At 61.1% G+C, this 13,584-nt stretch carries 15 protein-coding genes; 9 read left to right on the forward strand and 6 right to left on the reverse strand.

All coding sequences use genetic code 11. From position 1 onward, the window contains the following. The first annotated feature begins 95 nt into the window (after positions 1-95). Complete coding sequence (locus AB4O36_RS14035; RefSeq protein WP_460142058.1) at positions 96-1,148, forward strand: alpha/beta fold hydrolase; 1,053 nt, start codon at positions 96-98, stop codon at positions 1,146-1,148. Positions 1,149-1,306: 158 nt separating this feature from the next. On the opposite strand, the gene AB4O36_RS14040 is transcribed toward AB4O36_RS14035, so the two are convergent. After that, entirely contained in the window at positions 1,307-1,687 is a 381-nt protein-coding gene (locus AB4O36_RS14040) for a RidA family protein (protein ID WP_460126150.1), read from the reverse strand. 147 nt (positions 1,688-1,834) lie between these two features. On the opposite strand from AB4O36_RS14040, the gene AB4O36_RS14045 reads away from it, so the two are divergent. The 8 genes from AB4O36_RS14045 to AB4O36_RS14080 all read left to right on the forward strand — a co-directional run bounded on the left by AB4O36_RS14045 (position 1,835) and on the right by AB4O36_RS14080 (position 8,786). Then, positions 1,835-3,190, forward strand: coding sequence for a flavin-containing monooxygenase (locus AB4O36_RS14045; RefSeq protein WP_460126152.1), 1,356 nt, complete (start codon positions 1,835-1,837; stop codon positions 3,188-3,190). A gap of 17 nt (positions 3,191-3,207) precedes the next feature. Continuing rightward, a complete protein-coding gene (locus tag AB4O36_RS14050) occupies positions 3,208-3,624 on the forward strand; it encodes a RidA family protein (RefSeq protein WP_368554268.1) in 417 nt (138 codons plus the stop codon). 120 nt (positions 3,625-3,744) lie between these two features. After that, the gene (locus tag AB4O36_RS14055; RefSeq protein ID WP_460126154.1) at positions 3,745-4,422 is read left to right on the forward strand and encodes a DUF1028 domain-containing protein; all 678 of its coding nucleotides are present in this window, start codon (positions 3,745-3,747) and stop codon (positions 4,420-4,422) included. Further along, entirely contained in the window at positions 4,419-5,570 is a 1,152-nt protein-coding gene (argE, locus tag AB4O36_RS14060; protein WP_460142059.1) for an acetylornithine deacetylase, read from the forward strand. Before AB4O36_RS14055 ends, argE begins: the two co-directional genes overlap by 4 nt. Before the next feature lie 297 nt (positions 5,571-5,867). Beyond that, positions 5,868-7,280: a purine-cytosine permease family protein gene (locus AB4O36_RS14065; protein ID WP_460126158.1), complete on the forward strand. Its 1,413-nt coding sequence runs from the start codon at positions 5,868-5,870 to the stop codon at positions 7,278-7,280. Between the two features lie 156 nt (positions 7,281-7,436). After that, positions 7,437-7,655 (forward strand): PLD nuclease N-terminal domain-containing protein, encoded by a 219-nt coding sequence (locus tag AB4O36_RS14070; RefSeq protein WP_460126160.1) that lies wholly within the window; start codon positions 7,437-7,439, stop codon positions 7,653-7,655. 462 nt (positions 7,656-8,117) lie between these two features. After that, on the forward strand, positions 8,118-8,411 hold the full coding sequence (locus AB4O36_RS14075) for a fructose-bisphosphate aldolase (RefSeq protein ID WP_460126162.1): 294 nt from the start codon (positions 8,118-8,120) through the stop codon (positions 8,409-8,411). Positions 8,412-8,510: 99 nt separating this feature from the next. After that, positions 8,511-8,786, forward strand: a complete 276-nt coding sequence (locus AB4O36_RS14080) for a hypothetical protein (protein WP_460126164.1) — start codon at positions 8,511-8,513, stop codon at positions 8,784-8,786. Between the two features lie 43 nt (positions 8,787-8,829). Here AB4O36_RS14080 and AB4O36_RS14085 read toward each other — a convergent pair whose 3' ends face one another. The 5 genes from AB4O36_RS14085 to AB4O36_RS14105 all read right to left on the reverse strand — a co-directional run bounded on the left by AB4O36_RS14085 (position 8,830) and on the right by AB4O36_RS14105 (position 13,465). Continuing rightward, positions 8,830-9,273, reverse strand: coding sequence for an NUDIX hydrolase (locus tag AB4O36_RS14085; protein WP_460126166.1), 444 nt, complete (start codon positions 9,271-9,273; stop codon positions 8,830-8,832). A 101-nt stretch (positions 9,274-9,374) separates the two neighbouring features. Continuing rightward, positions 9,375-9,806, reverse strand: coding sequence for a hypothetical protein (locus tag AB4O36_RS14090; protein ID WP_460126168.1), 432 nt, complete (start codon positions 9,804-9,806; stop codon positions 9,375-9,377). A 33-nt stretch (positions 9,807-9,839) separates the two neighbouring features. Further along, positions 9,840-10,388, reverse strand: a complete 549-nt coding sequence (locus AB4O36_RS14095) for a cupin domain-containing protein (RefSeq protein ID WP_427623468.1) — start codon at positions 10,386-10,388, stop codon at positions 9,840-9,842. A gap of 247 nt (positions 10,389-10,635) precedes the next feature. Next, positions 10,636-11,919: an NAD(P)/FAD-dependent oxidoreductase gene (locus AB4O36_RS14100; RefSeq protein ID WP_460126170.1), complete on the reverse strand. Its 1,284-nt coding sequence runs from the start codon at positions 11,917-11,919 to the stop codon at positions 10,636-10,638. 55 nt (positions 11,920-11,974) lie between these two features. Next, positions 11,975-13,465 (reverse strand): aldehyde dehydrogenase, encoded by a 1,491-nt coding sequence (locus AB4O36_RS14105; RefSeq protein ID WP_460126172.1) that lies wholly within the window; start codon positions 13,463-13,465, stop codon positions 11,975-11,977. Positions 13,466-13,584 lie beyond the last annotated feature (119 nt).

Raw genomic sequence — 13,584 nt, forward strand, 5'->3', positions numbered from 1 at the left:
ACATAGCCCGGATACGTCTTCGCGATCAAATGAACCCAAGGTTTCAAGGGGTCATCCAGACCCACTGGCCAACGGCTCGCAACGGAGACATCCACATGAAGATGGCAATGCACAACCCAGGTAAAACCCGCCGCCGTCTGGTCGGCCCATCGATCCTTGCGGTCGCCCTGCTGGGTGCGATGGGCGCGGTCCAGGCTCAAACCGCAGCCCAGCCAGTGGCGACCCAGGGTGTCAGCTATTCCGCGCCCTCGCCTTTCGGCCCGCTCAAGCATGTCAAGGCCGGTTTGCTGGACGTGGCCTACGCCGAAACCGGCCCGGCCAATGGTCCGGTGGTGATCCTGCTGCACGGCTGGCCGTATGACATTCACAGCTATGACGACGTCGCACCGATCCTCGCCGCCAAGGGGTATCGCGTGCTGATGCCGTATGCCCGCGGTTATGGCGATACGCAGTTCCTGTCGAAGGACACCCTGCGCAATGGCCAACCGGCCGCGCTGGCCAGCGACGTCATTGACTTCATGGACGCGCTGAAGATCAAGCAGGCGGTGCTCGGTGGCTACGACTGGGGCGCGCGTACCGCCGACATCGTCTCGGCCCTGTGGCCAGAGCGGGTCAAGGCGCTGGTGTCAGTCAGCGGATACCTGATCGGCAATCAGGCCGCCGGCAAGAACCCGCTGCCGCCCCAGGCTGAATTGCAATGGTGGTACCAGTTCTACTTCGCCACCGAGCGTGGCCGTGACGGCTACCAGAAAAACACCCATGACTTCGCCAAGCTGATCTGGCAACTGGCCTCGCCGAAATGGGCGTTCGATGACGCGACCTTCGATCGCAGTGCCAAGGCTCTGGAGAATCCGGATCACGTCGACATCACCGTGTTCAACTACCGCTGGCGTTTGGGCCTGGTGCAGGGTGAGAGCCAGTACGAGGCATTGGAGCAGAAACTGGCTACCGCCCCCTCCATCGGCGTACCGACCATTACCCTGGAAGGCGATGCCAACGGCGCGCCGCATCCCAAGCCTGAGGACTATGCCAAGCGCTTTACCGGCAAGTACGAGTTCCGTTTGATCAGCGGCGGGATTGGGCACAACTTGCCGCAGGAAAACCCGCAGGCGTTTGCCAAGGCAGTGATTGATGCGGATCACCTCTGAACCGCGTAACAAATGATCCCTGTAGGAGCGAGCACGTCGAGGCGTCGAACCGTCGCAATGGACGTCAACGATAACGCGGGGCATCTGACACCCCGCGGTGTTCTTGCGTCCATCGCGAGCAAGCTCGCTCCTACAGAGCGGGGATGCCGCCGTCGGGCTCAGGCCTTGGCGGCCATCGCCGTGACTTCCACGCGCATGCCGTCCACCGCCAGGGCGGCGACACCGACTGCGGCGCGCACCGGCCACGGCTTGGCGAAGTAGCGTTTGTACACCTCGTTGAAAGCGGCGCGGTCGGCCATGTCGGTGAGGTAGATGGTCAGGTGCAGCACGCGGTCCATGGAACTGCCGGCGCGCTCCAGCGCCACTTTCAGTGCCTGCAAGGTGCATTCGCTCTGCAGGGTGATGTCGCCCAGCTCCAGGCTGCCGTCTGCGCGGGTCGGGATCTGCGTCGACACCAGGATGCCGCCAAAACCGGCAACGTCGCTGGAGATGGAATCCGCGTCAGGATCGGGGGTGAAGGCGATGTCTTGGTTGGCCATGAACGGTTCTCTTGTATCGGATGAAAAGGGTGCGGGCAGTCTACAGCCCAATGCCCGCAAACGCTCTGCATCAGTTATTTATACTCAAATGCCAGCTTAATAATATTTTACCGATACAGGGGTCATCCCTAGTCTTGAACCCAAGAAATGGCAGGCCGTTCGCGACCTCAATCCAACTTGAAGGGTACAGAGATGACCACCGAAAAAATAACAACAGACACGTTGATCGTCGGCGCAGGTCAAGCTGGCGTGGCCATGAGCGAACACTTGAGCAAACTGGGCGTGCCGCACCTGGTGCTGGAGCGCAATCGTATTGCCGAGCGCTGGCGCAGTGGGCGCTGGGATTCGCTGGTGGCCAACGGCCCCGCCTGGCACGACCGCTTCCCCGGCCTTGAGTTTGCGAACCTCAGCCCCGATGCGTTCGTCCCCAAGGAGCAGGTCGCCGACTACTTCGAAGCCTACGCGAAAAAATTCAACGCACCGATTCGTACCGGCGTGGATGTGCTGAAGGTCGAGCGCAATGTCGGTCGTCCAGGCTTCACCGTCGAAACTTCGCAAGGCGTGATCGAAGCCCTGCGCGTGGTGGCGGCCACCGGCCCGTTCCAGCGGCCGGTCATCCCGCCAATTGCGCCGAAGAATCAGCCCTTCCTGCAAATCCACTCCGCCGACTACCGAAATCCGGGGCAATTGCCTGACGGCGCGGTGCTGGTGGTCGGTGCCGGCTCGTCGGGCGTGCAGATCGCCGATGAATTGCAGCGCTCCGGCAAGCAGGTTTATCTCTCGGTGGGCGCCCATGACCGTCCACCCCGGGCCTACCGCAACCGCGATTTCTGCTGGTGGCTGGGCGTACTCGGCGAGTGGGACCAGGCGGCGATGAAACCGGGTCGCGAGCACGTCACCATCGCGGTGAGCGGTGCCCATGGCGGACGAACGGTGGACTTCCGGGAACTGGCGCATCGCGGCATGACCCTGGTTGGTTTGACCCAGTCCTTCGACGGCGGCGTCGCCACGTTCCAGGCGAACCTGGCCGAGAACCTGGCCCGGGGTGACGAGAACTATCTGGCGCTGCTCAATGCCGCCGATGCCTACATCGAACGCAACGGCCTCGACTTGCCGCCGGAACCGGAGGCGCGCATCACCTTCCCTGATCCTGCCTGTGTCAGCGAGCCAATCCTGCAACTGGACCTGGCCAAGGCCGGCGTGACTTCGATCATCTGGGCCACAGGGTTTGCCACCGACTACAGCTGGATGAACGTGAACGCCTTTGACGACAAGGGCAAGCCTGCGCATCAGCGTGGCGTATCGACCGAACCTGGCGTTTATTTCCTCGGTTTGCCGTGGCAGTCGCGGCGCGGCTCGTCGTTCATCTGGGGCGTATGGCATGACGCCAAATACGTGGCTGATCACATCGCCATCCAGCGCTCTTATCTCGACTACCACGATGCGGCGCAACGTGCGGCGGATGTCGCCCCGCTCGCCGCTAAAAAAACTGTCAGCGCTTAATCGTCCAGGAGCTTGAAATGGCCACGCCAACCCATACCCGCATTCGCATGTTCAACACCAAGGAAACCTACCCCAACCAGAGCCTGGACAACGACCTGTGCCAGGCGGTGCGCGCCGGCAACACCGTGTACGTGCGAGGCCAGGTCGGTACCGATTTCGAGGGCCGGCTGGTGGGCCTGGGCGACCCGCGCGCCCAGGCCGAACAGGCGATGCGCAACGTCAAGCAACTGCTCGAAGAAGCCGGCAGCGACCTGAGCCACATCGTCAAGACCACCACCTACCTGATCGACCCGCGCTATCGCGAGCCGGTGTACCAGGAAGTTGGAAAATGGCTCAAAGGCGTGTTCCCGATCTCCACGGGGTTGGTGGTGTCGGCGCTGGGGCAGCCGCAGTGGTTGATGGAGATTGATGTGATCGCGGTGATTCCCGAGTAGGACCGAGTTGCGGCCATCGCGAGCAAGCCCGCTCCTCCAATCCCCTGTAGGAGCGAGCTTGCTCGCGATGAGGCCAGCCAGGTCACCCCACATGCCAAGGCAACCCCAGGAGCCACACCCATGACCTTCTCCATCACCGCCCGCTGCCCTGAAACCGGCCAGTTCGGCATTGCCATCAGCTCCTCCAGCATCGCCGTCGGCGCCCGTTGCCCGTGGCTGCTGCCAGGTGTCGGCGCCGTGTCCACCCAGAACATTACCCTACCCTCCCTGGGCCCCGAGGTGCTTGCCCTGCTGGAGCAAGGCCTGGCCCCCGCCCAGGCGCTGGACAACGCACTCACGCGCAACGGCTACAGTCAGTACCGGCAGATCACCGCCATCGACCACCTCGGCCAGACCGCGCATTTCAGCGGCGCGCAAACCCTGGGCAACCACAACGCCGTGTCGGGTGAACAATGCGTCGCGGCCGGCAACATGCTCGCAGATCCACAGGTTGTCGAGGCCATGGTCAGCGCCTTCGAACACGGCGAAGGCCAGCTCGCCGACCGCTTGCTCGCCGCCATGCAAGCTGCCATCGCCGCCGGTGGCGAAGCAGGTCCCGTGCATTCGGCGGCCCTGGTGGTGGTCGGCGACCTGACCTGGCCGATCATCAACCTGCGCGTGGATTGGGCCGATGAAGACCCGATCGGCGTCCTGGGCAAACTCTGGGACGCCTACCGACCGCAAGTGCAGGACTACATCGACCGTGCCCTCGCCCCGGATCGCTCCCCCGGCTACGGTGTCGCCGGAGACGACCGATGAGCGCCAGTCGCGACCTGCTGCAAACCCTGGTGGCGTTCGACACCACCAGCCGCGAATCGAACCTGCAACTGATCGAGTTCGTACGCGACTACCTGGCAGGTTTCGACGTGACCTGCGAACTGATCTACAACGAATCACGCAGCAAGGCCAACCTGTTCGCCAGCATCGGCCCGGTGGACGTACCGGGCATCGTACTGTCCGGGCACACTGACGTGGTGCCGGTGGACGGCCAGCCCTGGACGGTGCCGCCGTTCGAGCTGACCGAGCTCGACGGTAAGCTCTACGGGCGCGGCACGGCGGACATGAAGGGCTACATCGCCTGCGTGCTGGCGCTGGTGCCAGCGCTGGTGAACGCCACGCTGCGCAGGCCGGTCCACATCGCGCTTTCCTACGATGAAGAAGTCGGCTGCCTTGGCGTGCGTTCGTTGCTGGCCGAGCTGCAACAGCGACCGGTCAAGCCGCTGCTGTGCATCATTGGCGAACCCACCGAGCTGAAACCGGTGCTGGGGCACAAGGGCAAACTGGCGATGCGTTGCGACATCCACGGGCATGCCTGCCATTCGGCCTATGCGCCGCAGGGAGTCAACGCCATCGAGTACGCCGCCGAGCTGATCGGCGAACTGGGCCGGATCGGCCAGCGTCTCAAGGCGCCGGAACGGCACGACACACGCTTCGACCCGCCCTTCTCCACGGTGCAGACCGGAGTGATTGCCGGTGGCAAGGCACTGAACATCGTCCCCGCCGATTGCCGCTTCGACTTCGAGGTCCGCGCCTTGCCCGCACAGGACCCGAACGAAGTGGCGCAGGCGCTCAAAACCTACGCCGAACAACAGGTGCTGCCGCGCATGCGGGCGGTGAGCGCACAGAGTGAAATCCGCTTCAGCGAGCTGTCGGCCTACCCGGGACTGGCCACCGACGTACACAGCGAAGCGGCTGAGCTGATCGCGGCGTTCTGTGGTTCGCAAGACTTCGGCACCGTAGCCTTCGGCACCGAAGGCGGCCTGTTCGACGCCGCCGGCATCCCCACCGTCGTCTGCGGCCCCGGCAGCATGGACCAGGGGCACAAACCGGATGAGTTCGTCAGCGTCGAGCAGCTTGAACGGTGTGATGAAATGCTGTTGAGGATGGTGCGATGGATTAGCGAATAGCCGATCTCAGAACACCCATTACCCCCTGTAGGAGCGAGCTTGCTCGCGATGAGGGTGTGTCAGTCGAAATCATTATGACTGATGCGCCGCCATCGCGAGCAAGCTCGCTCCTACAGGGGTTTTGTGCTGTTTTGAAGTCATCAACCGACCCACATTTTTTAATGTTTATACCCACAAACTTACTAATTTATCTCTGCCCCACCACCCCACATCATCGACTCCAACAAGAAAAGCACCGCCTGCGCGCGGCGCACACCGAAGTACGTCCACGTACTCAAAATCGCCTTGGAGTTCGTCATGGTTACCGAAGCAGCAACCTCCACCCCGCTCATCGAAAAACACACCATCGGCTACGTCCCGCCCGAAGATCGCCACGGCAAGACCCGTGACTTGTTCACCCTCTGGTTCGGCGGCAACATCGCCCCGCTGCCCATCGTCACCGGCGCCCTCGGCGTGCAGATGTTCCATCTGAATCTGGTATGGGGCATCGTCGCCATTCTCGTTGGCCATTTGGTTGGCGGCGTGCTGATGGCGCTGCACTCGGCACAGGGCCCGCAGATGGGCATCCCGCAAATGATCCAGAGTCGGGCGCAATTCGGTTCGCTCGGCGCGCTGCTGGTGGTGTTGATCGCCGGCATCATGTACATCGGCTTCTTCGCCTCCAACATCGTGCTGGCCGGCAAATCCCTGCACGGGGTGGTCGACAGCGTGCCCGTGCCGGTCGGCATTGTCATCGGCGCCCTGGGTTCCGGGATCATCGGCATCATCGGTTACCGCTTCATCCATGTACTCAACCGCATCGGCACCTGGGTGCTGGGCGCCGGCATCGTGCTCGGCTTCGGCTACATCTTCACCCACGTGCAGACGGCCGACTTCCTTACCCGCGGCAGCTTCAACATCTCCGGCTGGCTTGCCACCGTCTCGCTGGCTGCGCTGTGGCAGATCGCCTTCGCGCCGTACGTGTCCGACTACTCGCGCTATCTGCCGGCCAACGTGCCCGTCGCCGCGACGTTCTGGACCACTTATCTCGGCACCGTGCTCGGCTCCAGCCTGTCGTTCATCTTCGGCGCGGTCGCCGTGCTCGCCACCCCCGAAGGCATGGACACCATGGACGCCGTAAAACTCGCCACCGGTTCCATCGGCCCGCTGATGCTCGTGCTGTTCTTGCTCAGCGTCATCAGCCACAACGCCCTCAACCTCTACGGCGCCGTGCTGTCGGTGATCACCTTGATACAAACCTTCGCCTGGCGCTGGATCCCCACCGCCAAAAGCCGCGCGGTACTGTCGATCATCATCCTCGCCGCCTGCTGTTTCGCCGCCGTCGGCGCCTCGGCCAACTTCATCGGCCACTTCGTGGACATGGTCCTGGTGTTGCTCGTCGTGCTGGTGCCGTGGACCGCAATCAACCTGATCGACTTCTACGCCATCCACAAAGGCAACTACGACATCAACTCGATCTTCAAGGTCGACGGCGGCATTTACGGGCGCTACAACCCCCAAGCCCTGCTGGCCTACGCCATCGGCATCGTGGTGCAGATCCCGTTCATGAACACGCCGCTGTACGTCGGCCCGATCAGCGCCCACATCAACGGCGCGGACCTGTCCTGGCTGGTCGGCCTGCTCATCACCTCGCCGCTCTACTACTGGCTCGCCAACCGCGACAGCGCCTACAAACGCCGCCTCGACACCGGCAAACTCGCCACCCTTTAAACAACACCGCCCCCCTGTAGGAGCGAGCTTGCTCGCGATAGGGCCCTGACAGCCGATGAAACTCCAACGGTCAGGGCCCAACCCACACCCACAAAAATTTAATGAACCCCACCCACACCAGCCCACCTAAAGCAAAGACCATCAGGAGGGCAACCCATGCACATCGAAACCATCTGGATCGTACTCGCCGCCATTTTGGTGATCGCGGAAATCTGGGCCATCAACAAAGTCCGCAAAGCCGAAGGCAAATCCAGCAACAAACTGTTGTGGATCGTCTTCATCGTCTTCGTCCCCCTGTTCGGCCTGCTCGCCTGGCTGGTGGCCGGGCCCAAACACACCCAACACAACCCGAATTCGCCGCAAACCCGGCAGTGATCCTGACGTCTGCAAAACATGTAGGAATTTACCCATTGTCACGGGGGCTTTAGCCCCCGTTCGACAGCGAACTCGCTCCCTTCCCTGCCGCCAATTTCCTACTTCACTCTGTAAACCCCGGAATAGACTCAAAGCCACGTAAACAGTGGCATTCGGCCTAGCGTGAAGCTTTGGTTTTGCGTCCTACAGTGCAGTTGTGGCCGGTGTAAATCGAGGCCTATATTCAATCTATCGCAACATTCAGTTAGCGATCGGGTCTCGCAGCCCTGATAAGAGAAAGCACCGCTAGAGAACAACTGTGGCAAACTTCGCCGCCGTTGAGTTTTTATGGCGGCTGTGTGTGGGAGACCTTCGGGTCTGCCGGTTTCTTCTCTTATCCGGTACTGCGACCCACACATAGCTGCCACCCGCCTGAATCGCAGCAGAAAGGTGGCTTCGTAACTTTTTAATAAGAGAAGAATCATGACAATGAATTGCCCCCCACACCGCTTCATCCCCATGACCCAATTCGCTACTGACTACCCAGTGCTGGTCATCGACAAAGACGCCCCACTTACCGAACTCCATTGCTGCATCAGCGAACGCCTCCACGCCGTCCTCCCCTACCTGCAACTGATGGGTTGTACCAGCCTCCCCGATTACGCCGATCACGACATCAACACCGTCGCCAACATCGCCCGGATTCTGCTTCAGGACGTGAGCGATGTGTTTCGTGTGGTTGAGCTTCGTGGGCTTGCCAGCGCGAACGGTAAGTGACCGGCCTTCAAAATTACAAAACCCGCGAAGCCGCGGGTTTTGATTGAGTAGTTGTAAATCAGATAAAAATCACCAACTCGGTCTCACCTGGATAGTCCAATGACAGAAGAAACAAATTCCCTTACTGAAGAGGAAATAGACGCACTGGAGCACCAAATACCGCATATCGCTAGAGTCGCCACCAAAGCTGCATATGAACAAGCGTTGGAAGTGAGCGAGAGAGTTTTGTGTGTCGATTCGGGCAACTTGGTATGGGCGTCACGTGACAGCAGTAAAACCTTTGTCGCCAAGGCCCAACCACGTCGAAAGGTTAAAGTGGGTCAGGTGATCACCGTACGTCGCTTTGGCGTTCATGTGGATGATGAGGGTGCCTAGGTTTCGGTAAATTCAATGAACCACCTATGTTTCGCTAGCCCCATCACTTCAGTGCCAGCTTTTTCAGCAAAGCACCAAGCCCCTCCGGAACCAACGGCGCTTCATCCGTAAACCGTTCCAACGGCAACCATTTCGCAACGAACGGCGCATCATTGCTCTCCTGGCCATCCAGGTGCAGCCGTTCATAAACGCTGCCATCCACAAACCTCGCATCATAAACCTGCACGATTTCGTGCCCGGGCTTTCCCGCGTAGGTGAACAGGCTTTCCAGCGTACCGAGCAAGCGAATATCGGTGATGGCCAAGCCGAGCTCTTCCTGCACCTCACGCTCAATGGCCTGGGCGCTGGTTTCGCCGAACTCGATGCCGCCACCGATGGGCCGGAAGAATGAGCGTTGCGTGACGGGATCGACAGCCTCGTTGACCAGAATCTTGCCGTCGTGATGAAAAATGCAGAGTGCCAGAGCGCGGATGCGTGGTGCGGTCATGTGTTGAATTCCATTTTCCTTAAAAACCGGGCGCGGATTCTGGCTTTTCCTGGAGCATCAGAGCAAATGGAATCAGCGGTTAACGTCTTCACTCGGGCCGGTCAACGCCTTTGGCCCGGCTTCCAATGGTAGTGGCTGAAAATCTCAACAGCGATGGCAAACACAGCGAATAACATACTCAACGCCAACCACCTCGGCATCGCGCTTAACAATCCGACGTGGTCAATCACTGGGGCACTCAAGACCGTGCCGATCCAGCCCCCCACGAAAATGGCGACCCTGGAAGCGGCGACACTTGTGAACTGACCATGAGCGCTCTCGCCAAACTCATCCTTTTTCATTCTCGGCACGAAGTAAAACAAGCCCAGCAGACAAAAGACCGCGTAGGAGCCAAACCCTGCAACGTTCAGGTACACGCCATCCACGCCAAAGAACAGCTTGAGCCCTCCAACCAGCATCACGCTGTAAAAAGCCGACGTGACAAATACCGCCGGCCAGGCCCAGAGGTAGTAGCGAAACGTTCGCGCATTCATGAGCGCCCCCTTCCTTGGACCAGGGTCGTCAGTTCAGAAGTTCGCCGGCGTGTTGGCGCTGATGATTTCCGCCTCGTCCTGGCCGATGTTGCGGAATTTGTGCGGCAAGGTGGTCGGGAAGTAGTAGCCGTCACCGGCGTTGAGCACGCTGATCTGGCCGTCTACGGTCAGCTCGACGGTTCCGCGCGTGACCAGGCCGCACTCCTCGCCTTCGGCGTGGACGATGGGCTCTTCGCCAGAGCTGGCGCCCGGGGCGTATTGCTCGCGCAGCAGGCGCATCTGGCGGCTGGGGACGGAGGCGCCGATCAGGAGCAGGCGCAGGCCGTGACGGCCCAGGTCCGGTTGTTCGTTGGCACGAAACACGTATTGGTGCTCGCGCGGGGGCTGGTCGAAGGTAAAGAAGTCCGCCAGGGACATGGGGATGCCTTCGAGCAGTTTTTTCAGGGAACTGACCGAGGGGCTGACGCGATTCTGTTCGATCAGGGAAATGGTGGCGTTGGTCACGCCGCTGCGGCGAGCGAGTTCGCGTTGGGAGAGTTTGTAGCTTTCGCGTACCAGTTTGAGTCGTGAGCCCGTATCCATGACAGCCTTATGCAAGTAGAACTTAAGGGTTATGGGGGTGGATGGCGGGCGACGCTTGGTCGCGAGAGTGCCGCTTTCCCTGTCCCGGTAATGTGAAGGCGGGTATTAAATCACGTTTGTGGGAGTTGGCCAGCAGGTTCGATGAGTGGTGGGTTGCAGGTAGCCCCGGATCCTTCATTCACTGGAGATCCACTGTGGGAGCGGCGGTGCGAGCAAGTCGAATCGTCGCACCGCCGCTCCCACAAAATCAGATACCGAAACGATCACGCAACGCATAGTACGCCGCGCCCATCGCCGTCAGCGGGGCCTGGAAGGTGCGGCCGCCGAGCATCGGCATGTGCGGCAGCGAGGCGAAGGCGTTGAAGCGTTCGGCGTCGCCACGGATCATTTCCGAGATCAGTTTGCCGGCCAGGTGTGAGCAGGTAACCCCGTGACCGCTGTAACCCTGCATGTAGTAGGCGTTTTTCTCGATACGGCCAAATTGCGGCATGCGGGACATGGTCAGCAGGAAGTTGCCGGTCCAGCGGTAGTCGATCTTCACGTCCTTGAGTTGCGGGAAGGTCTTGAGAATTTTCGGGCGGATCAGTTGCTCGATATCGTCCGGCTCGCGGGCGCCGTAGACCACACCGCCACCGTACAGCAGACGGTTATCGGCGGTCAGGCGATAGTAGTCGAGCAGGTAGTTACAGTCTTCAACGCAGTAATTGTGGGTGATCAGGCTGCGCGCCTGCTGCTCGGTCAAGGGCTCGGTGACGACGATCTGCGAGCCGCACGGCATGCTTTTGGCGGTGACGCGGTTGTCCAGGCCCTGCGGCAGGTAGGCGTTGCCGGCGATCAGCAGGTATTTGGCTTTTACTGCACCTTTGGCCGTGCGAACGGTGATCGGCTCGCCGTAGGTAATGTCCACCGCCGCCGATTGTTCGAAAATCCTGCCGCCCAGGCCAATGATGGCCGACGCTTCGCCCAGGGCGAGGTTGAGCGGGTGAATGTGGCCGCCCTGCATGTCCAGCAGGCCACCGACGTAGTTGTCGCAGCCCACTTCGCGCTTGATATCGGCGGCGCTGAGCATCGTCAGGTTCCTGTTGCCGTAGCGCTCCCAGCTGCTTTTCTGCTCAGCAAGGCCCTTGAGCTGCTTGTTGTTCAGCGCGGCGAAAATGCCACCTGGACGGTAGTCGCACTGGATGTCGTAGTGCTGTATGCGCTGACGAATGATGTCGGCGCCTTCGAACATCATGCTGCCGAGCACTTCAGCGGTCTTGTCGCCATAGCGCGCTTCGATGACATCGACGTCGCGGCTGTAGGAATTGACCAATTGACCGCCGTTGCGACCACTGGCACCAAAGCCGACCTTGGCGGCTTCGAGCACGGTCACGCTGTAGCCAGCCTCGGCCAGGAACAGGGCCGAGGACAGACCGGTATAGCCGGCGCCGATGATGCAGACATCGCAATCCATCGCTTCCTCGAGCACAGGAAAATCGCCGGTGAAGTGGCGGGTGGCGGCGTAGTAGCTGTTTACGTGGGCTTGTTTCATGGTTTTCTCCGAGGGCCGCCGGAAGGTGCCGGCGACCTCGCTTTTCTTATAGGTGTCAGAGCTTGATCCAGGTCGCCTTGAGCTCGGTGTACTTGTCGAACGCGTGCAGCGACTTGTCACGACCGTTACCCGACTGCTTGAACCCGCCGAACGGCGCGGTCATGTCGCCGCCGTCGTATTGGTTGACCCACACGCTGCCAGCGCGCAAGCCACGGGCGAAGGTGTGGGCCTTGCTCAGGTTGCTGGTCCACACACCGGCCGCCAGGCCGAAGATGCTGTCGTTGGCAATGGCCAGCGCTTCTTCAACGGTATCGAAGGTGATCAGCGACAGCACCGGGCCGAAGATTTCTTCGCGAGCGATGGTCATGGCATTGGTCACGCCGTCGAAAATCGCCGGCTCCACGTACAGGCCGCCGGTGTCTTCCAACGTGCGTTGGCCACCGGCAATCAGCTCGGCGCCCTGCTGCCGGCCGATGTCGATGTAGCGCAGCACATTGTCCAATTGACGCTGGTCGACCAGGGCGCCGACCGTGGTTTCCGAATCCAGGGCATGGCCCGGCTTCCAGGCTTTGAGCGCTTCCACCAACAACGGGATGAACTGATCACGGATCGAACGTTCCACCAGCAGGCGCGAACCGGCGGTGCAGACTTCACCCTGATTGAAGGCGATGCCGCTGGCGGCCGCCTGGGCCGCCACGCGCAGGTCCGGCGCGTCGGCGAACACCACGTGCGGGCTCTTGCCGCCGGCCTCCAGCCAGACGCGCTTCATATTGCTCTGTCCGGCGTAGACCATCAGTTGCTTGGCGATGGCGGTGGAACCGGTAAACGCCAACACGTCGACATCCATGTGCAGCGCCAGCGCCTTGCCGACGGTGTGGCCGTAGCCGGGCAGAACGTTGAACACGCCCTTTGGAATGCCGGCCTCCAACGCCAGTTGGGCAATGCGAATCGCGGTCAGCGGCGACTTTTCCGAAGGCTTGAGGATGAACGAGTTACCGGCCGCCAGCGCAGGCGCGAATTTCCAGCTCGCCATGATCAACGGGAAGTTCCACGGCACGATGGCCGCGACCACGCCGGCGGGTTCGCGGGTGACCAGGCCGAGTTGATCCTGTGGCGTAGGGGCGACTTCGTCGTAGATTTTATCGATGGCTTCGGCAGTCCAACGAATCGCGTTGGCGGTCGCCGGGATATCGACGTTCATCGAGTCGCTGATCGGCTTGCCCATGTCGAGGGTTTCGAGCAGGGCCAACTCTTCGCGGTGGGCGAGGATCAGGTCGGCGAAGCGGATCAGCGTGCGCTTGCGCTCTGCCGGGGCCAGGTTGGCCCAGACGCCGGATTCGAACGTGCGACGAGCGACGGCCACAGCTTCGTTGGCATCGGCTTCGTCGGTGCTCGCGACGTTGGCCAGGAAACGGCCGTCGACCGGGCTGGTGCATTCGAAGGTGGCACCGCTGATGGCTGGACGGTATTCGCCGTCGATGAAAGCGCGGCTTTCGAGGGTCAGGGACTGGAAGCGTTGTTCCCAGTCGTTGCGGGTCATGGTCATGGGGGACTCACACAGAATTTGTTGGGTACCTACCTGTAGGAGCGAGCATGCTCGCGATGGTGTTCCAGACACCTCGGGGTATCAGGCAGCCAACGTAATCGTTGACGACCATCGCGAGC

This window comes from Pseudomonas sp. S2_E01, assembly GCF_054668365.1.